The sequence below is a fragment of the Rubrivirga sp. S365 genome, assembly GCF_032248475.1.
Classification (GTDB): Bacteria; Bacteroidota; Rhodothermia; order Rhodothermales; family Rubricoccaceae; genus Rubrivirga; species Rubrivirga litoralis.
Map to the genome: position 1 here is coordinate 40,681 of NZ_JAVTTN010000002.1, position 26,367 is coordinate 67,047.

The 26,367-nt window shown below is 72.4% G+C and carries 21 protein-coding genes and 1 pseudogene; 11 read left to right on the top strand and 11 right to left on the bottom strand.

The features are described from left to right. The first annotated feature begins 14 nt into the window (after positions 1–14). The 3 genes from RQM47_RS15595 (at position 15) to RQM47_RS15605 (ending at position 4,107) form a co-directional block, all read left to right on the top strand. A complete protein-coding gene (locus tag RQM47_RS15595; RefSeq protein ID WP_314009489.1) occupies positions 15–2,678 on the top strand; it encodes a hypothetical protein in 2,664 nt (887 codons plus the stop codon). A gap of 17 nt (positions 2,679–2,695) precedes the next feature. Next, a complete protein-coding gene (locus RQM47_RS15600; RefSeq protein ID WP_314009490.1) occupies positions 2,696–3,490 on the top strand; it encodes a type IV secretion system protein in 795 nt (264 codons plus the stop codon). A gap of 68 nt (positions 3,491–3,558) precedes the next feature. Next, positions 3,559–4,107 carry a hypothetical protein gene (locus tag RQM47_RS15605; protein WP_314009492.1) on the top strand — a complete coding sequence of 183 codons (549 nt, stop codon included), beginning with the start codon at positions 3,559–3,561 and terminating at the stop codon, positions 4,105–4,107. Between the two features lie 71 nt (positions 4,108–4,178). Here RQM47_RS15605 and RQM47_RS15610 read toward each other — a convergent pair whose 3' ends face one another. After that, positions 4,179–5,039, bottom strand: a complete 861-nt coding sequence (locus RQM47_RS15610) for a hypothetical protein (RefSeq protein WP_314009494.1) — start codon at positions 5,037–5,039, stop codon at positions 4,179–4,181. 191 nt (positions 5,040–5,230) lie between these two features. Here RQM47_RS15610 and RQM47_RS15615 point away from each other — a divergent pair, with 191 nt between their 5' ends. From RQM47_RS15615 to RQM47_RS15640, 6 genes are all read left to right on the top strand, one after another. After that, on the top strand, positions 5,231–6,289 hold the full coding sequence (locus RQM47_RS15615) for a TrbG/VirB9 family P-type conjugative transfer protein (RefSeq protein ID WP_314009496.1): 1,059 nt from the start codon (positions 5,231–5,233) through the stop codon (positions 6,287–6,289). 54 nt (positions 6,290–6,343) lie between these two features. Continuing rightward, positions 6,344–7,912 carry a TrbI/VirB10 family protein gene (locus RQM47_RS15620; protein ID WP_314009498.1) on the top strand — a complete coding sequence of 523 codons (1,569 nt, stop codon included), beginning with the start codon at positions 6,344–6,346 and terminating at the stop codon, positions 7,910–7,912. A 29-nt stretch (positions 7,913–7,941) separates the two neighbouring features. Further along, complete coding sequence (locus RQM47_RS15625; RefSeq protein ID WP_314009500.1) at positions 7,942–8,889, top strand: type IV secretion system protein; 948 nt, start codon at positions 7,942–7,944, stop codon at positions 8,887–8,889. A 12-nt stretch (positions 8,890–8,901) separates the two neighbouring features. Continuing rightward, a complete protein-coding gene (locus RQM47_RS15630) occupies positions 8,902–9,822 on the top strand; it encodes a VirB8/TrbF family protein (RefSeq protein ID WP_314009501.1) in 921 nt (306 codons plus the stop codon). Positions 9,823–9,826: 4 nt separating this feature from the next. Continuing rightward, complete coding sequence (locus RQM47_RS15635; RefSeq protein WP_314009502.1) at positions 9,827–11,833, top strand: type IV secretory system conjugative DNA transfer family protein; 2,007 nt, start codon at positions 9,827–9,829, stop codon at positions 11,831–11,833. Between the two features lie 275 nt (positions 11,834–12,108). Next, a complete protein-coding gene (locus RQM47_RS15640; RefSeq protein WP_314009504.1) occupies positions 12,109–12,366 on the top strand; it encodes a (2Fe-2S) ferredoxin domain-containing protein in 258 nt (85 codons plus the stop codon). A gap of 124 nt (positions 12,367–12,490) precedes the next feature. On the opposite strand, the pseudogene RQM47_RS17500 reads toward RQM47_RS15640, so the two are convergent. The 6 genes and pseudogenes from RQM47_RS17500 to RQM47_RS15675 form a co-directional block, all read right to left on the bottom strand. Continuing rightward, positions 12,491–12,880 (bottom strand): annotated as a pseudogene (locus RQM47_RS17500) (heavy metal translocating P-type ATPase); the annotation flags it as partial. A gap of 157 nt (positions 12,881–13,037) precedes the next feature. Beyond that, positions 13,038–13,673: a hypothetical protein gene (locus tag RQM47_RS15655; RefSeq protein ID WP_314009509.1), complete on the bottom strand. Its 636-nt coding sequence runs from the start codon at positions 13,671–13,673 to the stop codon at positions 13,038–13,040. 4 nt (positions 13,674–13,677) lie between these two features. Beyond that, positions 13,678–14,400: a HupE/UreJ family protein gene (locus RQM47_RS15660; protein ID WP_314009510.1), complete on the bottom strand. Its 723-nt coding sequence runs from the start codon at positions 14,398–14,400 to the stop codon at positions 13,678–13,680. 4 nt (positions 14,401–14,404) lie between these two features. Then, on the bottom strand, positions 14,405–17,635 hold the full coding sequence (locus RQM47_RS15665; protein WP_314009512.1) for a CusA/CzcA family heavy metal efflux RND transporter: 3,231 nt from the start codon (positions 17,633–17,635) through the stop codon (positions 14,405–14,407). A gap of 8 nt (positions 17,636–17,643) precedes the next feature. Continuing rightward, positions 17,644–19,257, bottom strand: a complete 1,614-nt coding sequence (locus RQM47_RS15670; RefSeq protein ID WP_314009514.1) for an efflux RND transporter periplasmic adaptor subunit — start codon at positions 19,255–19,257, stop codon at positions 17,644–17,646. Then, on the bottom strand, positions 19,254–20,621 hold the full coding sequence (locus RQM47_RS15675) for a TolC family protein (RefSeq protein WP_314009515.1): 1,368 nt from the start codon (positions 20,619–20,621) through the stop codon (positions 19,254–19,256). Before RQM47_RS15675 ends, RQM47_RS15670 begins: the two co-directional genes overlap by 4 nt. A gap of 214 nt (positions 20,622–20,835) precedes the next feature. On the opposite strand from RQM47_RS15675, the gene RQM47_RS15680 reads away from it, so the two are divergent. Next, on the top strand, positions 20,836–21,594 hold the full coding sequence (locus tag RQM47_RS15680; protein WP_314009517.1) for a response regulator transcription factor: 759 nt from the start codon (positions 20,836–20,838) through the stop codon (positions 21,592–21,594). Next, a complete protein-coding gene (locus RQM47_RS15685) occupies positions 21,595–23,013 on the top strand; it encodes an ATP-binding protein (protein WP_314009518.1) in 1,419 nt (472 codons plus the stop codon). Between the two features lie 157 nt (positions 23,014–23,170). Here the strand turns inward: RQM47_RS15685 and RQM47_RS15690 are convergent, their stop codons facing one another. Genes RQM47_RS15690 through RQM47_RS15705 form a run of 4 tightly spaced genes read right to left on the bottom strand, consistent with a single transcriptional unit; the run spans position 23,171 to position 26,187 of the window. Next, positions 23,171–23,974, bottom strand: a complete 804-nt coding sequence (locus RQM47_RS15690; RefSeq protein ID WP_314009519.1) for a metallophosphoesterase family protein — start codon at positions 23,972–23,974, stop codon at positions 23,171–23,173. An 11-nt stretch (positions 23,975–23,985) separates the two neighbouring features. Then, entirely contained in the window at positions 23,986–25,146 is a 1,161-nt protein-coding gene (locus RQM47_RS15695) for an ArsO family NAD(P)H-dependent flavin-containing monooxygenase (protein ID WP_314009521.1), read from the bottom strand. After that, positions 25,143–25,859 carry an MIP/aquaporin family protein gene (locus tag RQM47_RS15700; RefSeq protein WP_314009522.1) on the bottom strand — a complete coding sequence of 239 codons (717 nt, stop codon included), beginning with the start codon at positions 25,857–25,859 and terminating at the stop codon, positions 25,143–25,145. Before RQM47_RS15700 ends, RQM47_RS15695 begins: the two co-directional genes overlap by 4 nt. After that, on the bottom strand, positions 25,840–26,187 hold the full coding sequence (locus RQM47_RS15705) for a metalloregulator ArsR/SmtB family transcription factor (protein ID WP_314009524.1): 348 nt from the start codon (positions 26,185–26,187) through the stop codon (positions 25,840–25,842). Before RQM47_RS15705 ends, RQM47_RS15700 begins: the two co-directional genes overlap by 20 nt. Between the last annotated feature and the right edge of the window lie 180 nt (positions 26,188–26,367).

A 26,367-nucleotide genomic window follows, 5' to 3' on the forward strand; every position in this document is an offset into this window, starting at 1 on the left:
AGAACCCCCAATCGATGAGCCTCATCGCCGCCGCCGCCGGACTCACTGCGGGCGCCCTCGGCGCCGCCGGTCTCGGCCGACTCCGTGAGCACCGGAAGGCCCCGCGCGGGCTCTCCGACCTCCTGGGCTGGGGGTTCCTGGTGGGGGAGGGGGTCGTGATGACGAAGGACGGCTCGTTCCTGGCCGCCTGGCGCGTCCGGGGCCGCGACCTCGCCTCGTCCACGGCCGCCGAGGTCATCAACCTGGCCGGCCACGCGAACGCGGCGCTGGCGGCGCTCGGCGACGGGTGGATGGTCCACGCCGACGCCGTCCGCCGCGACGCGGTCGGCTACGCGCCGGCCGAGCGGTGCCACTTCCCGGACCCCGTGAGCCGGGCCATCGACGGCGCCCGCCGCGCCCGGTACGCCGCCGTCGGCGAGCACTACGAGACCGAGTCCGTCCTGGCCGTCACCTACACGCCGCCGGCAGGGCTCGCGAGCGAGCTCCAGAAACGGCTCGTGAAGGGGCGCGAGGCCGGGTCGGCCTCCGAGGTCTGGGGCCGGCTCGTCGGCCAATTCGAGCGGGACCTCCGGGGCGTCCGCGACCGGCTCTCGGCCGCCATGCGCGTCGAGCGGCTGGGGAGCGCGGACTTGCTGCGGCACCTCCATGAGTGCTTGACCGGACTGCCCCACGCCGTCGGCGTGCCGGGCCACGGCGCCTACCTCGACTACGCGCTCGCCGACCAGCCGTTCGTCGGCGGGTTCGAGCCTCGAGTAGGGGGGAAGCACGTCCGCGTGGTCGCCGTCCAGGGCTACCCCAACGCCACGCGGCCCGGGCTGGCCGACCCCGCCCTCCGGCTGCCGTTCCCGTACCGCTGGTCGGTCCGGTTCCTCCCGCTCTCGCCGACGACGGCCGTGAAGGCCATCGGGAAGGCCCAGCTCGGGTGGTTCCAAAAACGGCGCGGCGCGGGGGACTGGGTGAAGGACCTGGCCTCGAAGCAGAAGCGGGAGACGACCGAGCTCGACCTCGCCTTCCAGGACGGGAACGCGACCCAGATGGTCCACGACGCGGGCGCGGCGCGCGCGGCCAACAGCGGGGGCGAGATCCGGTTCGGTTACCTCACCGTCTGCGCCGTCGTGATGGCCGACTCCCGGCGGGCGGCCGACGAGCGGGCGGCGGCGCTCCTCAAGGCCGTCCGCGACCTCGGGTTCACGGGCCGCATCGAGGACGTGAACGCCGTGGACGCCTTCCTGGGCTCGCTCCCCGGCCACGGCCACCCCAACCTCCGCCGACCGCTCCTGACGACGGAAAACGTCGTGGATGTCCTACCGCTCACGGCCCCGTGGGGCGGGCACCAAGCGGTCCCGTCGCAGCTGTTCCCCCCGGACAGCCCGCCGCTCCTGTGGGCCAAGACCGACGGCTCGACCCCGTTCCGGTTGTGCCTCCACGAGGGCGACGTCGGCCACACCCTCGTCGTGGGTGCGACCGGCGCGGGCAAGTCCGTGCTCGTCGGCCTCCTGCTCGCGCAGTGGCGGCGCTACGCCGGGGCGCGGACGGTCACGTTCGACGTCGGCTACTCGCACTACGTCTCCGGTCGTGCGATGGGCGCGGCGCACTACGACTTGGCCGGGCCGCTGGCGGCGGGACGGCCCGTCGAGATGCAGCCGCTCCGCGACGTGGACCGGCCCGAGGTGCGGACGTGGGCCGTTGATTGGGTCGAGTCGCTCGTCGAGCTCCAGGGCCAAGCGCTGAGCCCCGAGGAGCGGGGCCGTGTCGCCCATGCCGTGGGTTTGCTGGCGGAGAACCCGCCGGAGGGCCGGACGCTCACGGCGCTCTTGGTCAACCTCGGGACCGAGCGTTTGCGCGCGCTCGTCCGGCCGTACACGCTGGAGGGCGCCTACGGCCAGCTCTTCGACGCCGACCGTGATTCGTTCGGTGGGGGAGGGGGGGACGCCTCGGGCGTCCGGCACCAAGTCGTCGAGCTCTCGCACCTAGTCGGGATGTCCGACCGCGTGCTCGTCCCGGCACTGACCTACCTGTTCCGCCGCGTCGAGGAGGGGCTCGACGGCTCGCCGACGCTCATCGTGATTGAGGAGGCCTGGGCGGCGCTGATGCACGGACGGTTCGCCGACCGGCTCCGCCAGTGGCTCTTGACGCTCCGCAAGCGGAACGCCTCGGTCGTCGTCGTCGCCCACTCGCCCGCGCAGTTCCGGGACCCGGCGGTCAAGAACGCCCAGCTCCTGGTCGAGAGCTGCCCGACCCGGATCTTCCTCCCCAACCCCGACGCGGTCGAGGCCGAGACTGCCGCGCTCTACACGTGGCTCGGGCTGAACCGGGCCGAGGTGTCGCGCCTGGCGCGGGCGCGCAAGAAGCGGGACTACTACGTCCGCTCGCCGTCGGGCGCGCGGATGTTCGACCTCGCCCTCTCGCCGGTCGAGCTCGCCTTCCTCGCCACGCTCCCCGGCCGGTCGGCCGACGAGACGGTCCGCGAGGCCGCGCGGCTGGCGGAGACCGAGGGCGAGCGGTGGCCCGCCGCGTGGCTCCGGCTCGCTGGGCTCGCCGCCGAGGCCGACGCGATGGACGGCCTACCGAGGGCAACAAGCGGACCGCCTGCCCCCCCTCACGGGGCGGGTCGGGGCGGCCGGGCGCCTGCGACTCCCGTCGGCGTCACTCCAGGGCCGACCCCGTCGGCCCGCTAACCCACAGCCCTAGCACCATGCACAGGCACAACCACAACGGACCGCCAACGGTCCACTCACAGCGGAGAGGTCGGCCCCGGTCGGCCCCGCCCCGCGCGCGACCCCGGCGCTGGCCCCTGGCCGCCGCCGCGCTCCTCGTCTTCCTGGCCCCGGCTCAGGAGGCGAAAGCGCAGTGGGCGGTCGTCGATCCGGCCCACATCGCCAAGAGCGTCTGGAACGGACGGAAGATCGTGGACCAGCTCCGGACGAACCGGGACCAGCTCCGCGCCTTCCGGGACAACCTCCGGCGGCTCGCGCGCTACAACCTCCGCGACGTCACCGGCTTCGTCTCGGCCGTCGATGCCACGCTCGTCTCCGGATCGAACGTGGCCTACTCGTCGGCCTCCCTGGTGAGCGACTTCGACTCGTTCTACCGCGGGGCCGACCCGACGGCCACGGCGGCGACGACCGACGCCTGGCTCGACGACGAGCTCGACTCGGCGCTCGGGACGCTCCGCTCGATCCGCGAGCACGCCGTCCAGATCCAGGCGGCGCGGTCGGACCTCACCGAGTTCCACCGCCAGATCCGGGGGGCCGATACGGCCCAGCGGATCGCCGAGGTCCAGGGGACGGTCCAGGCCTACCAGGCCCAGGAGTCCCAGCTCCTCCGCCAAACGGCGCTGCTCCAGATCGACCAGCAGGCCCGAGCGCAGGCGGCCGTCGCCGCCCGCCGGTCCTACACGGTCGGCGCAGGCCGCCGGGCCGCCGCACAGTCCTCCGCGAACGCGGCGGGCATGAACGGAGTGGACTACAACGCGACTGGAATCTTCTAGCCGCTCTCCGCGCGGTCCCCGGCTGGTGCGACGGCCGGGGACCCTCCTGAACCCATCCACTCCGTCCCATGCCCTCCCTCTCACAGCTCCCCGCCCCGTCGCCGAAGGCCACGCTTCGCTTCCGCCACGATGGTCCCAAACGTGCCTGGCTACCTCTTGGGGCTGCGCTCCTCGTCGGCCTCGTCGCTGCCGGGTGCGCGACCGACACCGGCGAGGCGCCCCCTACCGAGGCGCCCGCCCCGGTTGCGCATCTCGCTGACTGCATCGAGGACGCCCCCGACCGACCGTGCGAGCGGCTCCCCGGCTACGACTCGGCCTACTGGACGGCCGAGCAGACCGACCGGACCGACGCCTACCTCGACGCCTCCGCGCTCTGCCTCCGGGCGCTCCTCCGCGGCGACGTGGTCGGACGCCGGGGCGCCTGCGCCGACGTGTACCCCGCCTACGTCGCCGACGCCCGTGACGGCCGCCGCGACCTCGACGGCCGACTCGACGAGGCCGAGGCGGGCCGCGCCTTCGGGCTCGCCTACAGCGCCGTCGTCGCCGCACGCTCAGCGCGGACGGCCGAGGGCATGCGAGAGGACGAACGCGACAAGGGTGCTGACCCGGTCGAGTAAGAGCGCGGTGCGTCACCCCTGTGACCACTCCGATCTGTTACCCGTGTGACCGGCTCCTACAGGGGCAACGACTACTCTTCACGCGATTTATCGTCTGCCTTTCGTTGTACGTCTAGGGGCTTATCGGCTGGCGAAGAGGGCAGCTTGTCAATCGGAATGAGGGTATGCGTCTCCCCTGTGATCTTGTCCTTGAGTTCGACTCCCGAATCGAGTTCACCCGAGAGCTCGTAGTGGCTGACTTCACCGCTTGAGCTTAGGTGGAATCCGGTTTCCCCGGCCAGTCTGAAATGGCCGCCCTCGATGAGGCCAATGCTCATGTCTGGTGAGACGCCGTATCGGCGATAGGCATCAGGCCCTGCTGCTTCGAACGTGTCCCGAATCGCGTCTCGCATCGCAACTGCCACCTGGTAGGTGCTCGCATCGTCACCGAGGGCGTCGATTCGAGTATCTACCGAGTCTCTAAGGTTCGGCACAGAAGCACCAGAGCCAATGGCGCAAAAGCCATCTTGAGGGAAGCGTTCAAGTTCTGCGACCATGCCCGGTGCGACAGGGTTGGGAGGTTGGAAAACCCTAACAACCATAACTCGAGTCTGATTTCTATCTTTTTGGACTGCGAATACAACCCCTCTGGCTTCGCTACCGACAGAACCCGCCGCTTGATTCAGAGCCCGATGAAGGGGGCCTCCATTTTTTCGCGCTTCAGGCACTGAGACCCGATAGGCCGCCTTCTTGAGAAGTGGGGCTGCAACTTGCCAAAATGCAACCGCACCGGCCGCAAAGAAGCCCACCTTTGCTCCAGGTCGTCCGCCAGCGTCGAAAAATTTTAGCGCCTCGTCGCTTTGGAGCACGCCTCCACGGCCGTAGGAAATACGGAAGTCTGCCACGAACGCATAGCGGTTGCCGGGCAGCTTCTTTGCCACGATGAGAGTCATGTCGAGATGGGGCTGCGTGAGGCCATATAACGATTGTTCTACGGCGCTGAGCCGGATAAATATCGGGCTCCGGCAGGTCAACAGCGTCGCGCAGTTCGGGGCCACCTTGTCGGCGGGGAAAAGATTGGGGAGGAGTGGCGGAGTCGAGTGGGGTCCGGCACCTACCGAGGTGCACCACACGCCTCCCACCGATGCCCTCCCCGCCCCGCTCCGTTCTCGCCGCCGCGCTGGCGGTGCTTTTCGCCGCCCACGCTCCTACCGCCCTCGCACAGCCTGACGCCGACCCGTCTGCCTCGAGTCCCGAGACCATCGTCCTCGCCTCCGGCGCGACGGCCACCGTCGAGCCGCCCGGCCCCGACGGCGCGCTCGTCGGCGACGGGTTCACCTCCGGTTCCGTCATCGTCACGGAGGCCCAGATGGAAGAAGCCCTCGGCGAGCTCGTCCGCGAGTACCAGCGGACCGGGCGGGCCGGCGTGCTCCGCCAGTCCACGGCGATGGTGTTCCCGTTCGGGCACAGCCAGCCGGTCCTGGCCGCCGCCCCGCTCCGGGCGTCGGTGATCGAGTTGCAGGAGGGTGAGGCCGTGCTGGGCGTCGTCGCCGGCGACACCGAGCGGTTCGCCATCGAGCAGACGCAGACCGGGCCGACCGGGCGGACCCCGCTCGTCGTCGTGAAGCCGCTGGCCCACGACGTGACGACGAACCTCGTGATCTCGACCGACCGCCGGGTCTACCACGTCACGCTCGACTCGGCCCCGGCGCCCCGCCGTTCCCGGTCCCGGCGGGGCCGCCGGGCCGAGGCGCAGAACCCCCAGCCGCGCTACGCCCGGCACGTCCGGTTCTACTACCCCGACGACGCGCTGGCGGCGAGCGCGGCCGAGGCCGCCCGCGTGCCGGAGCCGTCGCTGGCCGACCTCGCCTCGCTCGACGACCTCTCGTTCGCGTACCGGACGGCCGGCGACCGCGAGGCCCGCGAGCTCGTCGCGCGCGTGTTCGACGACGGGGTCCACACCTACGTTCAGCTCGACCCCCACAAGCTCCGGGGCGGGACGGTCCCCGTCCTCTACGTCCAGGGGCCGAGCGGCGAGCGCGAGATGCTCAACTACGCCTACGACGACGGGACCTACGTGACCGACCGGACGGCCGACGTGATGGAGCTCGTGATCGGGGCCACCGTCCGCAAGGGGTTCCTCGGGCTCGGCGGCACCCGCCAGGTCGAGCGCTCCGTCCGCATCCTCCGCGTCGCCGACTAGCCGCGCGCTCCACACGCGCCCCGGTGCCAGTCGGCGCGCGCAACCACCCCCGCCATGTTCCCCCACGACGACGACCTCCAACCGTTCGGCCCGCCGGACGAGCCGTTCGACCCGGCCTCGCAGGCCGAGGTCCCCCCGACGATCCCCGAGACCGACCCGGTGCCGAGCCCGCTGGCGCCGCCGTCCGAGCCGTGGACCAACGACGGGCTCCACGCGGCCGGCGACGGCCTCGACGGCCCGGAGCCCCTGGTGGCCTCCGAGCCGGGGCGGGCGGACGACGTCCTGAACCCGGAGGGGGACGGCCGGAACGAGCCGGTCGGCATCGACAAGAAGTTCGTGATGGCCGGGCTCCTCATCGCCGGTACCGTCCTCTGCCTGATCCTGGTCGCGTTCGGCGGGGGAGACGCCCCCGACCCCGTCGCCCAGGCGGCCACGCCGAGCCCGGCCCCGGGCGCCTACATCGACGAGGCGACGGCCGGGTACTACGACGACGCCGCGCTCGACCCGACCGCGCCCGTGGACCCGGCATACCCCGACCCCTACGCCTCCCAGGCCTACGGGTCGGGGGCGTACGGCGGCGGGAGCTACGGGTCGAGCGCACCGTCCCACGGCTACGCCACCACGCAGGCGTACGGGCCGACGGGCACGCGGCCGTCCACCGGAGCGCGGGCGGGGAGCCCGGCGACCTCGACGGCCGACCCCGCTCGGGAGTCCTACGAGCGGGCCATCGCGTCGCCGCTCCTGGCGGGCTCGTCCGCGCCCGCTCCCTCAGCGCCGAGCGCTTCTTCCGACCTCGGGCCGGAGGCTGCCGAGGAGCTCGCGTTCATGCGGGAGGTGGCCGCGATGTTTCCGACCAACGGGGCACCGCCCGCCGCCAGTCCGGCGGGCAGCGCTCCGGCGGCCCTGGCGTCTCAACGCACCGCCGCGCCCCAGGCCCCGGCACGGACGCCGGGCGCCGCCAGCGGCCCGTCGTCGCAACCTGTCCTCGACCGCCGAGCGGCCACGAAACACACGCTCCGCGCTGGCTCGGTCATCCCGGCTGCGCTCGTGACCGGGATGAACTCGGACCTCCCCGGCCCCGTCGTCGCCCAGGTCACGCGGAACGTCTACGACTCGGCCACCCAGCGCGACGTGCTGATTCCGGCCGGGACCCGGCTCGTCGGCGAGTACGACGACCAGATCGCCTACGGCCAGGACCGCGCGCTCGTCGCCTGGACCCAGATGCTGTTCCCCGACGGGACCTCAGTCGAGCTCCCAGGCCTGCCCGGCGCCGACCTCGAAGGCTACGCCGGGCTCTCCGACCGCGTGGACCGCCACTACGGCCGCGTGTTCGGGTCGGCGCTCCTGCTGGCGGCCGTCGGCGCCGGCGTCGAGATGGCGGCGCCGAACAACCGGGGGATCGGGTTCGACGTGTCGCCGCAGGAGGTGGCCTCGCGCCAGATCGCCATCGAGCTCTCCCGGATCGCGACCGAGACGGTCCGCCAGGACCTGCGCGTCGAGCCGACGGTCCGGGTCTCGCCGGGCTACCGGTTCTACGTCCTGCTCGCCCGCGACTTGCCCTTCGCCAGCCCCTACCGGCCCCGCGCCGCCGTCGGCCGGTTCGCCCGCCCGACGCGGCGGTAGAGCCCGTCCGCCAGCCCGAAGACCCCGCCATGCCCTCCCTGTCCCCACGAACCCGCGCGATCGGCCGCACCGTCAGCCGGTGCGCTGCGGTCGCCGCCGTGGTTGCCCTCGCCGCGCCCGAGGCCGCCGCCCAGCTCGCCCCGGTCCCCGTCGTCCCGCCGCCCGTTCTCGACACCATCGTCGAGGACTTCCGGGCGGCGGTCGTGGCCGCGCGCCCGGCGCTGCTCGGCATCGCCGCCAGCACGTTCGGCGTGCTGGCCGTCATCGAGATCGCGCTCTCGGCCATCGTCTGGACGCTCCGCGAGAGCGGGCCGGACCGCATCCTGAGCGCGCTCGTGTTGAAGCTGGCGTGGCTGGCGTTCGCGTTCGGGCTCATCGCCTCGTTCTCGGTGTGGTTCCCGCCCATCATCGACGGGTTCCAGCAGGCGGGGCAGGCCGTGGCGCCGGGCGTCGTGAGCCCCGGCGACGTGCTCGGGCTCGGCGTCCAACTCTCGACCTCGATGGTGAACTCGTTCTTCGACGGCGTGGGCCTGATGGACCTCTCGTTCAGCCTGGTCGCGACGGCCATCCTGGTCGCGCTCGCGGCCTTCTTCGTCGAGCTCATGTACGCCGTGATCGCGGCGGCCGTCGTGGTCGTCATCGTCGAGTCGTTCATCGCGCTCGCCGCCGGCGCGCTGGTCCTCGGGTTCGCCGCCTTCCGGGGGACGGCCAACCTCGCCGACCGGTTCGTGGCCTACGTGTTCAACCTCGGCATCCGGCTCTTCTCGCTCTTCCTCTTGGTCGGGATCGGGTTCAACGTGGCCCAGACGTGGCTCCCGGTCATCCAGTCGAGCCCGGACGACGTGGCGGCCATGCTCGCTGTGCTCGGGGGCTCGCTCACGTTCATGCTCCTCGTCGTCGTCATCCCGCACAAGGTCTCGACGCTCCTCACCCGCGACCTCACGGTCGGGTTCGAGCGGGCGTTGAGCGCCGTTTAGACCGCACGCACCATGTCGCTTCTCAGCCGCCTGACCCGACGTCCCGACACCGCCCCGCCGTCCGGCGACGGGGTCGCGGGCACCCGCCCGCCCTCGCTCGACGCTCCGCCCACAGGATGGGCGCGAGACGAGAAGACGCCGCCGGAGGTGCTCCGGGGCCGCTATGAGTTCGCCCGCCAGTTCTCTGACCTCGCCAGGGGCAAGCGGAACTGGCAGCTCGTCGCGTTCGGGTCGCTCGCGCTCCTGGCGCTCTGTGTCGTCGGCCTGGTGACCCTCGCGCTCCAAAGCCGAGTCGTCCCCTACGTCGTCGAGGTGGACCGGCTGGGCCGCGCCGAGGCCATCGCTCCGGCCGAGGCCGTCCCCGCCGTGGCCGACCGCGTGGTGACGGCGGCCGTGGCCCGGTTCGTCGCCGACATCCGGACGGCGTACCCCGATCCGGTCGCCCAGCGCGACGCGGTCTACCGAGCCTACGCCCACGTCGCGGGCGACGCCCGGGGCTACCTCGAAGGCTACTTCTCCGACCCGGCCAACGACCCGCGCCAGCAGGGGAGGGGGTACCGCCGGGCCGTCGAGGTCACGAACGTCTTGCCCGTACCGGGCGGCGCCGAGGGCGGCCCGACGACGTACCGAGTCCAGTGGAACGAGCGCGAGGAGTCGCCGCGCGAGGGGACACGGGAGCGGGCGTGGGAGGGCTACCTCTCGGTCACGGTAGCCCCGCCGACGACGACGGAGGCCGTCGAGCGGAACCCGCTCGGCGTCTACGTCACCGACCTCTCGTGGAGCCCGCTCGCGCCGTCCGCCAGCGGCTTGGAGAGTCCTACGACCAACGACGACGTGGAGGCAGCCCCGGCGGAATCGCCGGAGGCCGACGCTCTCACCCCGGCCCGTCGGCCGGTGGGTGCCCCGCCGCGCCGCGCGGGCGGCGCCCGCTAGCCCGGTGTCCGCCCCGACACCTCCGGGCTCGCGGTCGTCGGTCACGCTAGTGGCTGTTCTGATCGGGGCCGCCGCCGTGGGCCTCCTCTACGCCGCCGCCGCGCTGGCCTGGAAGGCCGGGTACGCGCCTCGACTGGGTCCGCCCGTCGTCCACCTCACAGGCGCCGCGCTCGTCGCCGTCCGGTGCGCCCTGGTACTCGGGGTGAGCGCCGCGCTCGGGCTCGCCCTGTACGGGCGCGGACGGGCAGCGCTCGGAGTCGCGCTCGCCGTGGTGGTATGCGCGCCGGCGTGGGCCGGGCCGGTCTACGGCCCGTCGCAGGGCGCGCTCTGGACCTCGCAGGTCGCCCGCGCGGCCGGGGCCGATGCGCCCGAGGTCGCGCTGGCGGTGCAGGCCGGGGCCGTCGGGGGGCTCCTCGCCCTCACGCTCTTGGCCGCGCTCACGTCCCCCCGCGCGGTCGAGCCGTCGTCGGCCCACGGGACGGCGACCTGGGGCGAGGGCCGGTCGCTCCTGGACGCCGAGGGCGGACTCGTCCTGGGGCGCTCCGGCGGGAAGCCGCCGGACGCGGGCCACGCCGTCGAGCGGTCGCGCGGAAGCTCCAAGAAGCCCGGCCCGCTCTTGCGCTACGACGGGCCGGGCCACGTGCTCACGGTCGCGCCGACGCGGGCGGGCAAGGGCGTCGGCGCCGTCGTCCCGAACCTCCTCGACCACCCCGGCCCCGTCGTCGTGACGGACCCGAAGGGGGAGAACCTCACGCTCACGGCCCGCTACCGGGCGGGCGTCTTGGGTCACCGCGTCGTCGCGCTCGACCCGTTCGGGCTCGCGCCGGACGGGCTGTTTGGCGATGTTGGGCGGGGCCGCGTCGAGCGCGGGCGGCTCAACCCGCTCGACCTCGTCGAGATCGGCTCCGGCGACGCGGCCGACGACGCGGCGCTCCTGGCCGAGATGCTCGTCGTCGAGGACGGGGGCGCGGGCGGAAACCGGTTCTGGGCCGATGAGGCCAAGGCGCTCCTGGCCGGGCTCGCGCTCCACGTCGCGCTCGACTACGACGGGCCGGGCCGCTCGCTCCTGACGGTGCGCGAGCTCCTGACGAGCGACGCGAAGGCGTTCGAGACGCTGATCGGGACGATGAAGGGCCATGACCACCCCGTCGTGCGGCGGACGGGGAACCGGATGGACCAGAAGCACGAGCGCGAGCGGTCGGCGGTCGTCTCGACGGCCCAGAGCCACACGCACTTCCTCGACTCGCCCCGGATGGCCGACGTCCTTGGGCGGTCCACGTTCGACCCGGCCGCCCTCCGGCCGGGGAGCCGCCCCGGCCACGTGTGGGGCGTCGGCGACCACGCGCTCCCCGACGACGGGCGGCTCCCCCACGGCGGGCCGCTCTCGGTCTACCTCCTGCTCCCGCCCGACCGGCTCGACGCCTTCGCACGGTGGCTCCGGCTGGTCGTCGCGACGACGATCTCGGCGCTCGCCCGGCTCGGCCCGCTCTCGGGCGGGGCGGCGCCGTCTGAGCGGCGCGCGCTGTTCCTCTTGGACGAGTTCGCCCAGCTCGGCCCGATGTCGCCCGTCCGCCGGGCCGTGAGCCTGATGGCGGGGTACGGCCTCCAGGTCTGGCCGTTCTTGCAGGACCTCGGCCAGCTCCGGCGGCTCTACCCGAAGGACTGGGAGTCCTTCGTCGCCAACGCCGACGCCGTCCAGGCGTTCGGGACGACCGACCAGTTCACGGCCGAGTACCTCTCGAAGATGGCCGGCACGGCGACCGTGTTCCACCAGTCGCAGTCGTCGGGCCGGAGCCGGGGGAAGCACGCATCGAGGTCGCAGAGCGCCGGGGCGACGGAGACCTCGCGCCCGCTCATCACGCCGGACGAGTTGAGGCGCCTGGGAAGGGGGGACCAGGTCCTTCTCGTACGAGGGGAGGACCCGGTGCTCGCCCGGCGGATCGCGTACTACGAGGACCGGGAGTTCAGCCCGAAAGCCCTGCATTCGGATCCACCTGCGACGGCTGCGTAAGCATCGACGAGTTGGATCAGGGCCGGTGACCGCGCTCACTTGCTGCTCACCCGGCGTACCAGGAACCCGCCTCGCGCAGCAGGCCGGACAGCTCACGGAGCACCCTGGCGTGTCGTGCCTTGACCTCACTCCTGCCTCAACGGCGAGGCCGCGCGCCAACCCAACGGCGTGAGCGCCCCGTGGGGCGTTATCCTCCGTCACGCCGTCGCCGCCGTGCTGATGGGCCTGTCTGGGGCCGCCGTGGCCGTCAATGCTCGTCGTCAAATGATACTGCTATGGAAGACTCTGAAGATGGCGACCCGGTCCTCTACCGGTGCAACGGCGCAAATTGCCGGAAGAAAAAAGGAAAGAGGCTAGATTATTATATCAATAAATACGATCTAAAAGATAAACTGGATGTCGAGATAATAGGCTGTAACGACAGGTGCGAACAGGCTCCTGTTTATCATCTTGACCCAGATAACATCTGGTTCTCTGAAAAAGATTTAGGCAAGGTTTTTAAAAGCTACATCTTGAATAGAAATCATAGATAGAGTGGACTTTGCCGACGCGCGCGCGTCCCCCCGTCTCGGCGGACTCAGTCAAGCGAGCCCGCGCGAGACGGTGTAAGGCGCGCGGACCCGATGCGGTCGGTCGGCCTCTACGCACCGGTCTCCTCTACGCCAGCAGCCGGAGCGCGTTGAACACGACGACGAGCGTGCTCCCCTCGTGGAGCGCGACGGCCGGACCGATCCCGAGCCCGAACAGCGTCGCCGGGACCAGGAAGGCGACCATGCCCAGGCTCATCCAGAGGTTCTGGCGGATGATCCCGCGCGTCTTCCGCGAGAGGCCGACGGCGAACGGGAGCTTCGACAGGTCGTCGGCCATGAGCGCCACGTCGGACCCGGCTGCTGCGCCCATCGCGATGCCGACGGCGCGGCCGACCGACGTGGCGACGGCCTAGGCGTCGCCCGAGATCATGATGGTCTTCTCGATGCCTGGGGCGTGGAGCTGGCGGATCACCTCCTTCGCGGACTCGCGAGGCGTGTCCATGAGCCCGTCGTTGCCCGCTGGGACGATGTGGGCGCTCTCGACGCCAGAGGTCGCCGCCAGTTCGTCGGTCAGCCGGGCCACGCAGGCGTCGCGGGCGTCCGGCGCATCGGGCAGGAGGACGGGGAGGTCAAGGCGGAGGGGATTGGGCATGGGCCGAGTGGAGGCGTCTGGATCAAGGGCCGACGACGCCCTGGACATCGCCGCTCGTGCGAAGCGTGACCGTCAGCGACTCGCGCGTCCGGTTGCGCCAGAACCACCCGTGCTTGCCGTCGAAGGCGGCCACGAGCACGCCCTCGTCCGACGCGACCGAGGTGCCCTTGCCGTAGCCGTAGTAGTCGATGCCGGGCGCGTCGGCGTGGGTGTCGTAGTTGACGACGCCGCGGTCGGTCTCCCAGGAGTAGGTCGCCCGCCCTCCCTCGACCATCACGAGCTTGACCTCCTTGCCCTCGCCAGGGTCGAGGGCGATTCGCGTGACCTGCTCGGCGTCCGCCTCGGTCGGCACGTCGGCGGCGCTGGCGGCCGTGTCGGGGGCGACCGGCGGATTGCTCACGGGCGCGCTCGGGGACACGCCCGCGGCGGCGAGAGCGGCGTCCTCCGCCGCCGCTTCCTCGGCGAGTTGGACCTTGATCCGGCCCATGTCGGTCAGCCCGAAGACGCTGCCGATACCCGTCGGGTCGACGCCGTACTCGGCGGGGAAGATGAAGCCGACCAGGATGACGGCGGCGACGGCGAGCGCGATGAGCGTCGAGCGGACGAGCGCGCGGGGCGTCGGGAGGGAGACGCCGGGGGGCGGGGTGACGTTGGACATGGAGCTAGTTGTAGACGAGGTAGCCGGCGAGCTGGTAGCCGGTCAGGACGAAGCCGGCGCTCATGAGCGCCACGTTCGCGGAGTAGGCGTAGCGGGAGAAGCTGGCCGTGCGGCGCCAGGCGCCCATCGCGATCAGGATGGCGCTAAGCGCCAGGATCTGGCCGATCTCGACGCCCACGTTGAAGGCGACGAGGTTGGCGAATAGGCCGTCCGGCGCGACGTCGAACTCCAGGATCTTGGTCGCCAGCCCGAGCCCGTGGAAGAGGCCGAAAATGAGCGTTGCCGCGCGGGCGTCGGGCTGGACGCCGAACCACGAGCGGAACGCGCCCAGGTTGTCGAGCGCCTTGTAGGCCACGGACAGCCCGATGATGGCGTCGATGAGGTAGGCGCTCACGCTGAAGCCGGTCAGCACGCCCGCGATCAACGTGACCGAGTGGCCGATGGCGAAGAGCGAGACGTAGAGGGCGATGTCCTTCCTCCGGTAGAGGAAGAAGATGATGCCCAGCAGGAAGAGCAGGTGGTCGTAGCCGGTGACCATGTGCTTGGCGCCGAGGTAGGCGAACGGCCCGGGCAGCACGCCCGACGTGGCCTGGATGTAGCCCGCGTCGCCCTCCGGAACGCCGTGGGCGAACGCCTCACTCGGGAAGAGCAGCAGGCCGAGCACCGCGAGCGCGGGCACGCACCAGGGCGACAGGAAGAGCGGCGCGAGCCGCTGGCGGAACGTCATAGGGCTAGGCAAAAGACGGATCGGAGAGAGTGGGCTCGGTGCCCACCGGCTGGGAAACGGTCGGCTCGGGGCCGAAGGGGTCGGCCGAGCGGCCGTCGCCGCCCGGACCGGCCAGGGGCACGTCGCCCTCGCGGTGCGCGAGCCGGTACAGGATGGGCAGGACGACGAGCGTGAGCAGCGTCGAGGACAAGATGCCGCCGATGACGACGGTCGCCAGAGGCCGCTGAACCTCGGCGCCGATGCTCGTCGCGAGCGCCATCGGCACGAACCCGAGCGACGCCACGAGCGCCGTCATCAGGACCGGCCGGAGCCGGGCGATGGCGCCGTCGAAGACGGCACGGTCGAGCGATTCCCCCTGCTGGCGGAGTTGGTTGATGAACGTGATCATGACCATGCCGTTGAGCACGGCCACGCCCGAGAGCGCGATGAACCCGACGCCGGCCGAGATCGAGAGCGGGATGCCGCGCAGCCAGAGCGCCACCACGCCGCCCGTCAGCGCCAGCGGGACGCCGGTGAAGACGATGAGGGAGTCCTTGACGCTGCCGAACGTGAGGTACAACAGCGTGAAGATGAGCAAGAGCGCCAGCGGGACGATGAGTTGCAGGCGCCGCGCCGCGGAGGCGAGCTGTTCGAACTGGCCGCCCCACCCGGTCCAGTAGCCCGCCGGGACCGCCACCTCGGCGTCGATGCGGGACTGGGCCTCTTGGACGAACGAGCCGATGTCGCGCCCGCGGACGTTCGCCGTCACGATCACCAGGCGCTTGCCGTCCTCGCGGCTGATCTGGTTGGGGCCGGGCGCCACCTCGAAGTCGGCCACGGCCCCGAGGCGGACCTCGCCGCCACCGGGGAGCGCGACGGGAAGCCGCTCGAGCGCGCTCAGATCCTGGCGGAGCCGCTCGGGCAGGCGGACCACGACGGGCGCGCGGCGGTCGCCCTCGAACACCTGCCCGGCCTGGATTCCGCCGACGGCGATGGCGATGGTCTGCTGGACGGTCGCGCCGTCGAGCCCGTAGCGGGCCATCGCCGCGCGGTTCGGCGTGACGGAGAGCAGTGGCAGGCCCGTCGTCTGCTCCACCTTGACGTCGGCCGCGCCCTGGACCGTCTGGAGCACCGCCTCGATGTCGCCTGCGGTCTCGTTCAACACCTCCATGTCGTCGCCGTAGACCTTGACGGCCACGTCGCTCCGGACGCCCGCGATGAGCTCGTTGAAGCGCATCTGGATGGGCTGAATAAACTCGTAGTTGTTGCCCGGCACGCCCGAGACGACCTCTTCCAAGCGCTGGACGAACTCGGCCTTGGGCAGGTCGGGGTCGGGCCACTCGTCGCGCGGCTTCATCATGACGTAGTTGTCGGCGACCGACGGCGGCATGGGGTCGGTCGCGATCTCGGCCGTGCCCATCTTGGCGAACACGCGCTCGACCTCGGGCATCGTCCGGATGCGCGCCTCCAACTCCGACTGCATCTCGACGGCCTGCGTCAGGCTCGTGCCGGGGATACGGAGCGCGTGGAGCGCGATGTCGCCCTCGTCCAGGCTCGGGATGAACTCCGATCCCATCCGCGTGCCGATGAGCCCGGCGAGCGCGACGGCGGCGACGGCGGCCGTCAGCACGACGGCCCGGTTGGAGAGCGCGTAGCGGAGTGTCGGGCGGTAGGCCCTCTCCGCCCACTTCATGAGCACGTTCTCCTTCTCGGACACGCGGCCGGTCACGAACGCGGCGACGGCGGCCGGGACGAACGTGACGGACAGGATCATGGCTGCCACCAACGCCATGATGACCGTGAGCGCCATCGGCGTGAACATTTTGCCCTCGACGCCGGTGAGCGTCAGGATCGGCAGGTAGACGATGATGACGATGAGTTCGCCGAAGATGGTCGCCTTGCGAACCTCCTTGGTGCCGTCGAACACGACGCGGAACCGCTCGGCGCGCGTCAGCACGCGGCCCGCGCGCTTCTGGGCCTCAGACAATCGACGGAGGCAGTTCTCGACGATGATGACGGCGCCGTCGACGATGATGCCGAAATCGAGCGCGCCCAGGCTCATGAGGTTTGCGCTCACCTTGCCCTGGACCATGCCCGTCATGGTCATGAGCATCGAGAGCGGGATGACGAGGGCCGTCAGGAGCGCCGCTCGGAAGTTGCCCAGGAACAGGAAGAGGACGACGACGACCAGGAGCGCGCCCTCGACCAAGTTCTTCTCGACCGTCGCGATGGTCTTGTCGACCAGGTCGGTGCGGTTGTAGACGGCACGCGCGACGACGCCCTCAGGGAGTGAGCGCTGGATCTCGTCCAGGCGCTCGGCGGCGCGCGTGGAGACGGCCCGGCTGTTCTCGCCGGTCCGCATAAAGACCGTCCCGAGTACGACCTCCTGGCCGTTCTGGCTGGCGGCGCCCGTCCGCAGTTCTTCGCCCAGGAGCACGTCGGCCACGTCGCGGACGCGGACCGGCGCGCCACCTGTGCGCGTGTCGAGGACGACGTCGCCCAGGTCGTCCAGCCCGCCGAGTTGACCGGGCGTGCGGACGAGCAGTTGCTCGCCGCTCCGCTCGACGTAGCCCGCGCCGACGTTCTGGTTGTTGGCTTCCAGCGCCGACACCACGTCGCCCATGGTGAGTCCGTAGGCCAGGAGCCGGTCGGGGTCGGGCTGGACGTGGAACTGCTTCTCGTAGCCGCCGATCGTGTTCACGTCCGCCACGCCGGGCACGTTGCGGAGCTGGGGCCGGACGGTCCAGTCCTGGATGGTCCGGAGGTCGGTCGGCGTGTAGGCCACGCCCTCGGGCGTCGTCGCGCCGGGCTCGGCCTCGACGGTGTAGAGGAAGATCTCGCCCAGGCCCGTCGTGACCGGCCCCATGGCCGGTTCCAGGCCGGGCGGCAAGCTCGCCTGGACCTGCTGGATGCGCTCGGCGAGTTGCTGTCTCGCGAAGTAGATGTCAGTGCCGTCCTCGAAGACGACGGTCACCTGGCTGAGCCCGTAGCGCGAGACGGAGCGCGAGTACTCGAGGTCGGGGAGGCCGGCGACGGCCGTCTCGACGGGGAACGTGATCCGCTGCTCGGCCTCGAGCGGCGAGAAGCCCGGGGCCTCGGTGTTGATCTGGACCTGGACGTTCGTGATGTCCGGGACGGCGTCGATGGGCAGCCGGAGCGCGCTCCACACGCCGACGGCGGCGACCACGAGCGTGAGCACCAGGACCGCCCAGCGGTGGCGGATCGAGAAGCGGAGGAGGGCTTCGAGAAGCTTCATGGGTCGCCCTAGTGGTCGTGCGTGGCGCCGGACTTCCCGATGTCGGCCTTGACGATGAAGGAGTTGGTCGCCGCGTAGGGCTCGCCGACGCGGATGCCGCCCAGCACCTCGGTGTAGGTGCTGTCGCTCACGCCCAGCTCCAGCATCCGCACCTCGAACTGGCCGTCGTGGCGGGCATAGACCACCCGGAAGTCGCGGAAGTCCTGGATCGCGTCGGTCCGCACCGCCAGCGGCACCTCGTAGACGGCCGTCGCCAGGTCGACCTCGACGAACTGGCCGGGTCGCCAGCGGCCCCCGGGATTGGGCAGCACGATCCGAGCCGTCGCCGCGCGGCTCTCCTGCCCCACGACCGGCCCGACGAAGCGGACGCGGCCCTCGACGGCGGCGCCGGTGTCGTCGGAGCGGACGATGGCCGTCATGCCGGGGCGGACGGTTGCGAGGTCGCGCTGGTAGACCGTCACCTCGACCCAGACCGTCGACAGGTCGGCGATGGTGAAGAGCGTCCGGCTGTCCGACACCGATTCGCCCTCGGACACGTCGCGGGCGGTGACCAGACCGGAGCTTGGCGCGCGGACCTCGACGCGGGCCAGGCTCGCCAGCGCGCCGCGGCTGCCCGTCGGCTCGGTGTCGAGCGCCCTGACGCGAGCGCGCGGGATGCCGGCTGCTACGAGGGACTGCTCGGCGACCTGGAGCGCGATCCGGGCTTCTTCAAGCTCGTGTTCGGCGGCGCGGAACTCGCGCTCGGCCGAGATCCGCCGCTCGAAGAGCTGGCGCTCGCGCTCGTACTCCTGCTCGACGTAGTGGAGGCGGTGCGCGGCGCGGACGTAGTCGTCGGCGACGCCGACGAGCTGGCGGCTCTCGACGACGGCCAGAAGCTGGCCCTGACGGACGGTTTCGCCCTCGCCGACGGTGACCGTCGAGACGACGCCGGGGAACCGGGCCGTGACGTGCGCCTCGCGCTCGGTGTTGAGGGCGACCTCGCCGGGGAGCTGGAGCCCTTCCAAGATGGTCGCGGGTCCGGCGGACATGATCTCGACGCCCGCCCGCTCCATCACGTCGTCGGTCATCGTCGTCCGCCCCTCGATGCTGTCGTAGCTCCACCGCGAGGTCTGCCCCTGGTACGTCGCAATAAGGTCGACCACGAACGAGTGGGGCTCGGTGACGGTCGACGTGCTCCTGAGGAAGTCGCCGGAGCGCTCGAATCCGAGCGTGTCGATGCTGCCGAGCCGCGTCAAGATGACCGTGAGGTCGACCTGTCCGGGCAGGACCGGCGTGTCGCCCGCGAAGGGGTAGATGCGGAACTCGGGCGGGATACCCTCTTCGGCGATCGTGACCTCGAGCGCGAGGCCGCCTTCCGTCTCGGGCTGGAGCAGGCGCCCGTTGTGCGGGCCGCGCGGGTAGTCCACCTCGACGGCCTCGGCCTCCTCGCCACCAGCTACGGCGGGCTCGTCGCGCAGGACGAAAAACGCCACGAGGGCTGCGACGGCCAGGATGACCGCGATGGGTATGACCTGGCGCCCTAGCGACCGCTGGCGGTGGGTGGGCTCGGGAGCGTCCGGTCCGGGAGGAGGCGGGGCGTCCGTCACGTGGACGGCCGGGGCGCTGGGGTCAGACGGAGTCATCGGTCGGTCGTCGAGGGGTCGGGAGCAGGTAGGCGGGGGACCTCAGGCGCGGCGGGCGGGAGCGGCCGTCCCGTCAGGCGCTCCACGTCGGCGGCGGCGCTGGCCGCTTGGGCGAGCGCGTCGAGCAAGAGCCCGCGGGCCTGGGCGGAGGCGCGCTGAGCGTCGAGCACGTCGAGGATGCCGAAGCGGCCGAGCTGGTAGCCCTCGGCCACCTTGGCCGCGGCGTCGAGCGCGCCCGGGACGGCGGTGCCGGACAGGATGGCGACCTCGTCGTGGGCCGCGGCGAGTCGGCCGTAGGCGGGTGCCAGGGCCGAGACGAGCGAGTCGCGGACGGCGTCGCGCTCCGGGTCCAGCGCCGCGCGGCGCTCGACGGCGGCCTGGGCGGCGTCGCTGTTGCGGTTGAAGACGGGGAGCGGCAGGCCGACGCCAGCCACGATCCCGAACCCACCGCCGTCGTCGCCCGGGGCGTGGTACCGGCGCACGCCCGCCGTCACGGTCGGCGTGAGGCGGTACGCGGCGCGCTCGACGCCGACCACGGCGTCGCGGCGGGCCGCCTCGGCGGCGAAGCGGAGCAACTCGGGCGCGCCGTCGAGGTCGTCCACCAGACGGGGGAAGGGCGGAAGCGGAACGGGCATAAGTGCGCCCGCCAGGGCCTCTGGCGGGTCGGTGGCGGCGCCCCACAGCGCGGCGAGGGCGCGGCGCGCACCTTCCGCCTCGCGCTCGGCCCGGGCGACCTCGGCGCGCGCGACGGCAAAGGCCACTTCGGCGCGCGTCTCCTCGATGGGCGAGCGGTCCCCGATGGCGACCTGCTGGCGGGCCGTCGTGCTCACCTCCCCCGCCAAGCCCGCCACCTCAGCGGCAAGCCGGGCGCGCTCCTGGGCTGCGAGCGCGATGGCGAACCGGCCGGTCACACGAGCGGCGACGTCCAGGCGGACACGGCGCTCGGCGGCGGGAAGCAGGTCGCGCTCGGCCTCTGCGAGGCGGACGCGGGCGGCCCGGCGGCTGGGCTCGAAGGGGACGACCACTTCCAGCGTGGTCTGGGCGGCGTTGGCGGTGCCGTCCAGCCCGTTCAGCCCGTTGCCCGACGGGGCGAGGAGGTTCTCGGTGTCGAGCCGGAGCGACGGGTTGAGGCGGCGGTCGGCCTGCGCCACCAGGGCATCACGGGCGCGACCCTCGAAGACGAGCGCCGCGAGGTCGGGGGAGGCGTCGAGCGCCAAGGCGAGCGCCTCGGCGAGCGTGAGCGAGTCGGCCGGTGCGGCGGCGATCTCGGAAGAGTCCACGAGAGCGGGCGTCAGGACCGGCTGGGTCGACGCCGACAGGGACGTGGCCAGCGCCAGGGCGAACGTGAGGAGAGGTCGGGTCATCCGGTGGGCTCGTCCGAGGTGGGCAGGGCCGTTCGGCCGATAGACGGAGAAACACCGCTGAGCCCACGACCCACGGCCCACCACCCTCCGAGGAGGACGAGGACGGAGGCGATCATCGGGCGCAGGAGGGTCGGCCCGTATCTTCGCCAGGGGCCGCTGTGGTGGCCCTGTCGTCTTCCTGTCCGATCCGACAGGTTCGCCTGAGACCGTCCCCGTGCCGCTCGATTCTGTCCCTCCATCGGCCGTCCGCCTGCTCCTCGTCGAGGATGAGGAGTCCATCTCCGGTCCCGTCCGTCGGGGGCTCGAAGAGGAGGGCTACGCGGTCTCGGTCGAGCCCGACGGCGCGCGTGGGCTGGCCGAGGCGCTCTCGGGTGACCACGACGCGCTCATCGTCGACTGGCGGCTCCCGCACATCGACGGGCGGACGTTGGTGGAACAGTTTCGCGGAGCGGGCCGGACGGCCCCGGTGCTGATGCTGACGGCGCTCTCGGGCGTCGAGCACCGCGTGGCCGGGCTGGACGCCGGAGCCGACGATTACCTCCCGAAGCCGTTCGCCTTCGAGGAACTGCTGGCCCGGCTGCGGGCACTGCTCCGGCGAGCCGCCGAGACGCCGGGCGGCGACGGGGCGGCTGGGCTCCAGACTGGCGAGCTCCGGGTGGGGCGCGTTCGGTTCGACGCCTCGTGGCGCCGGGCCGTCGTCGAGGGTGAGGGCGAGCCGGTGGACTTGGGGCTCCGCGACAAGGAGCTCCGGCTGCTGGAGCTCCTGATGCGCCATGCGGGCGAGGCCGTCTCGCGGACGCGGCTGGCCGAGCGCGTGTGGGGCTCGGCGTTCGAGGTGACCGACAACGCGATCGACCAGACGGCGTCGGGCCTCCGCCTCAAGCTGTCCGATGCGGGCGCCTCCGTCCCGCACGGGACGGGCGTGGTGCTGGAGACGGTGCGCGGCGTCGGCTACCGGCTGGTGGCCACCTAGATGTCGGCCGTACCCACGTCGGCCTCGCGGCTCTCGATCTCGACGCGGCTCGCGCTGTGGTACGGGCTGAGCGTGACGCTGCTGCTCGGGCTGTTCGTAGCGTTCCTGTACGTCGGGTTCCACGTGTCACTGCACCGCGACTTCGACGCGGCGCTCGCTGCCGAGGCCGAGCGGGTCGCGGCGATCCTGCCAGGCGGAGCGCTCGCGGGTGGGTCTCCGCCAGGGGCCTCGGCGCCCGGGTTCGTCCAGGCCGCGGAAGCCTCACCCTACGCTGTCCACCTGATCGGACCGGACGGCGCGGCGCTCTTCTCAAACGGTCGGCTCCCAGAAACCACGCCGCACGCGCCCGGGGTGGGCGACGGCGCGGCGTACCACACGCACGGGGACGACGAGCCCGTTCGGACCCGCTACGCGGAGGTGCGGGGTACGGGCGGGCGGACGACGGGCTGGGTAGCGGTGACGGGGGCCGAGTCCGGGCTCCACCGCGAGACGCACCGGCTGGGCTGGCTCCTCGCGCTCGGCGTGGCGCTCGGCGTAGCCGTCGCTGCGGCGAGCGGGTACGGACTCGCGCGGCGGGCGCTCCGGCCCGTCTCGGCGCTGACCGAGGCGGCCGGTCGGATCGGGCCGGCTGAGCGGGGCGCTCGGCTCCCCACGGGCGAGGCGCCCCACGACGAGCTCGGCGACCTCGCAGCGGCATTCAACGGGCTCCTGGCCCGCCTCGACGAGGGGTTCGAGCGGGAGCGCCGGTTCCGGGCGGACGCGGCGCACGAGCTGCTCACGCCGGTCACGGCGGCGCGGAGCGAGATCGACGTGGCGCTCCGCCGGGACCGCGAGGCGGCGGGGTACCGCGAGGTCGTGGGCCGACTGGACCGCCACGTCGAGCGGATGGGCGGGCTGATCTCGGGACTCCTCGCCCTCTCGCGCGCCGAGGCCGAGGGGCCGCCTGCTGCTCGTGAGACCGTCGACCTCGGTGCGCTCGTAGGCGCCCTCGCCGACCGGGCGGAGCCGCTGGCGGTGGCGAAGGGTGTGGCACTCGTCCGGGACCTGACAGCGGGCGTCGTCGCCCACGGCTCCGCGACCGACGTCGAGGTGGCGCTCGAGAACCTGCTCGACAACGCGGTCAAGTACACGCCGCCCGGCGGGACGGTGACGGTCTCCGTGCGGCCGGAGGGCGGCGAGGCTGTCGCCGCGGTGTCGGACACAGGGGCGGGCTTCGGGCCGGCCGAGCGGGACCGGCTCTTCGAGCGGTTCTACCGGGCCGACGACCCGGCCGTCCAGCGCCAGGCCGGGAGCGGGCTCGGGCTCGCCATCGCCCAGCGACTCGCCGAGCGCTACGGGGGACGGGTCACCGCACAGAGCGACGGCCCCCAACGGGGAAGCACGTTTGCGCTGCGCTTGGTACCGGTGGAGTCTCCGTAGCACCACGAGGGATCCGTGCTTCCCGGTGCACCAGGGAGCGGAGGGCGCTGAATACGACCAACGTGGAGCGCGGTGGCCGGGCTGTCCCCGACCAAAGGAGGATCTGTTGATACGACGGACGCCACCTCGCGCCGGGTTCGGGGTCTCCAGTCAAGGCTCAGGCGTCGCGGAGCATCTGGGCGAAGGCGTCGGGGAGCGGGCTGGCCTCGACGGCGCGCGCGGCCTCCTCGACGGCGTACGCGACCCGGACGAACTCGACCTGGCAGTAGTCCGGGTCGGTCTTCGGCCGCTCCGCGTCCACGGTCAGGAGGACGTAGCACGCCCGGGGGTCGCCGTCCTTCGGCTTGCCGACCGAGCCCGTGTTGACGGCGTGGCGGTAGATGGTCTCGCCGTCCTCGGCCTCGACCGCGAGCGCCTTGTGGTAGGGCTTGTGGGTGTGGCCGAAGAGCATGATGTCGGCCCCGGCCTCAGTCACCCGCTTCACGATCAGGTCGTCGGGCCGGTCCTCGAACAGGTACTCGTTGACCCGGCGCGGGCTGCCGTGGACCATGAGGACCTCGACCGGCTCCGCCTTCCGCTCACGCGGCGGCGCCAGCGTGACGCGCACGTGGCGCGGGAGCGAGCGGAGGTACTGGCGCGTGGTCTCGGTCACGGTGGCGTTCGTGTACGCGATGGACTCGGCCCCGCGCGCCTTGTCCTCGTCGGTGACGTAGGCGCACCCGCAGTCGTCGGAGCCGAGCCCGACGCCCTCGTCGTAGTTCCCGGCGATGGTGGGGATGCCCCGCTCCTGGACGGCGACCACGACCTCGTTCGGCCACGTCGCGTAGCCCACGAGGTCGCCGAGGCAGTAGACGGCGCCCACCTCGCCGCGGCCGAGCCGGGCGTCGATGTCACGGAGGACGGCTTCGAGGGCGGGGAGGTTGGCGTGGACGTCGGAGAAGACGGCGAGGGTCGTGGGCACGAGCGGAGGGGTCAGGAGGAGATGGGAGCGGGCGTCTCGGCGAGGGCGGCGGCGACCTTGCGGGCCGTCGCGCGGGCGGAACGGCCGACGCCGACGAGCGTGGCCGAGGCGAACCCGGTCCACGACCCGTAGCCGACGAGCCAGAGCCGGGGCTCGGCGACCGAGCGCGTGCCCCCGACCGCGACGCGGCCGTCCGAGCCGACGACGCCCAACCCGTCGAGGAAACCGAGGGCCGGGCGGAAGCCCGTGCACCAGACGACGGCGTCGATGGCCTCCTCGGAACCGTCGGTCCAGACGACGCCGTCGGCTGTGAACCGCGCGATGGGCGAGCGGAGGTCGTCCAGCCGGCCGGCCTCGCGCGCCGCGCGGACGGGCGGGACCTGAACGATGTCGCCCAGGCCGTACGGCCGGCCCGCGTCCTCGCCGTTCTGGAGCGCGTGGTACCGGGCCGTTGCGGCGTCGAACAGGACGCGGCCATTGACGTCGGCGGGCAGGAGCCGGGGCTCGCGCTCGACGACCCACGAGGCGTCGGCGACGGCCGAGACCTCGGCCAGGACCTGCGCGCCGGAGTTGCCGCCCCCGACGACGAGCACGCGACAACCTGTGAATGGATCGGGCAAGCGGTACGCCGACGAGTGGACCTGGACGCCCCCGAACGCCCCGCGCCCGGGGACCTCCGGGACGAACGGCTGGCCCGCCGTCCCCGTCGCCGCGACGACGGCGCGGGCCGCGACGGCACCGCGGTCGGTCTCGACCCAGAGCGGCCCCGCCGGGTCGCCGTCGACGCGCCGGACGCCGGTCACGCGGACGGGCCGCCAGACGGGGAGCTCGTAGCGTTCCTCGTAGGCGGCGAGGTAGTCCAGCACGTCGTCGCGGTGGGGGTACTCGGCCGCCTCGCGGCCCGCGAGGTGGCGGGGCAGGAGGTAGCCCGGGAGCGACGACCATTCGGCGGGCGAGAACAGCCGGAGCGAGTCCCACCCGCCCCGCCAGGCGCCGCCCGGCCCCGGCTGGCGGTCGAGGAGCGCGACCGTCGCGTCCGTTTTGCGGAGCTCACGCGCGAGGTGGTAGCCGACCGCGAGCGCGGCTTGGCCGCCGCCGACCACGACGACGTCGCGCGTGGCGAACGGGAGCGGCTCGCCGTCGGCAAGGGTGCGGGTGGGCTCCGTCGTCATCGGGTCCGGGCGAGCGGGTGCCGGGCGCGGTCGCCGTAGACGGCCCGGTAGGCGGGGACCGCCAGCAGAGCGCCGAGCCCAGGGCCGACGAGGTAGACCCAGAGCGAGCGGGGGTCGAGGGCGACGAGGGCGGGGCCGAGCGACCGCGCCGGGTTCATCGACGCGCCCGAGACCGGCCCGCCCATCATGGCCTCGAACGCGACCGTGCCGCCGATGGCGACGCCCGCCAGCAGGCCGACCTCCTTCGCGCCGACGGCCACGCCCAGGATGACGAACATGAGCAGGAACGTGAGGACGGCCTCGAGCCCCAAGCTCTGGAGCGCGGTCCCAGCCGGGAGGGTCTGCCCGAGCGTCGTCGCGTCGGGGAAGAGCCCTCGCAGAAATCCGCTCGCGACGAGGGCGCCAGCGACCTGGGCGAGCACGTACGGTGCCACGCGGGCGCCGGGGAACCGGCCCGAGGCCCAGAAGGCGACGGTGACGGCCGGGTTGATGTGGGCGCCGGACACCTCGCCGACGGCGTAGATCGCGGCCATAACCACGAGCCCGAAGGTGAGCGCGACGCCGACGTGGCCGAGCGCGCCGGTCTGGGCCTCGACGACAACGGCACCAGTGCCTGCGAAGACGAGGGCGAACGTGCCGAGGGCCTCGGCGAGCGCGGCCCGCCAGGCGGCCGGAGCAGCGGCGGCCGGCACGTCAGCAACAGTCAGCTCCATCGTCACCGGGGGGGAGGGCGTCGAGGACCGGGCCGAGGAAGGCCGCGAGCCCGTCGGCGAGGGCGCGGAGGACGGGGGCGTCGACGCAGTAGCACGAGCGAGGACCGTCGACCTCGCCGCGGACGAGCCCGGCGGCCTTGAGCGCCTTGAGGTGCTGGGAGACCGTGGCCTGAGCCAGCGGCAACTCCTCGACGACCTCGCCGCAGACGCACGTCCCGCGCTCGGCGAGCGTACGGAGGATGGCGAGTCGGGCGGGGTGACCAAGCGCCTTGGCCGCCTCGGCGAGGCGGGCGAGGTCGGGGGGGAAGAGGTCGGTCTTGGCCTGCATGGCGAATGGTTATCGTACTAGTACGATAAGACAGCGGGCCGACCTCGTCAACCCACCGTGCCCCGCACCCGTGCCCCTACGTCGTCTCCTTGTCGGCCAGCAGCCTCAGCGCGTTGAACACGACGACGAGCGTGGACCCCTCGTGGAGCGCGACGGCCGGGCCGCTCCCGAGCCGCGGAA